The following is a 273-nucleotide window of genomic DNA, read 5'->3' as shown; positions in this document are numbered from 1 at the left end:
CCGCACGCGCCGACGACCTGAGATACGTCACCGACGTGCTCGACGACATCGCGGCGCGCACCTGCATCGACCCGGCCCGCGTCTACGCCACCGGCTTCTCCGGCGGCGCACGCATGTCCTCGCTGCTGGGCTGCCGGCTGAACGACCGCATCGCGGCCATCGCGCCGGTCGGCGGGCTGCGCTGGTTCGGGCCCTGCGGCGGGCGTGCGGTGCCGGTGCTCGCGGTGCATGGCCTGGCCGACCTGACCAACCCCTACGAGGGCCATGGCGACC

1 pseudogene is annotated in these 273 nt (G+C 74.4%); it reads left to right on the top strand.

Features of this window, described 5'->3' with window-relative positions:
- Positions 1–273: pseudogene (locus tag RVY79_RS19665) on the top strand (PHB depolymerase family esterase); the annotation flags it as partial.

It is taken from the genome of Chromohalobacter sp. HP20-39 (assembly GCF_033052815.1).
Classification (GTDB): domain Bacteria; phylum Pseudomonadota; class Gammaproteobacteria; order Pseudomonadales; family Halomonadaceae; genus Chromohalobacter.
Note: the sequence above shows the minus strand (reverse complement) of the source record. Positions and strands in the feature narration are given on the sequence as shown.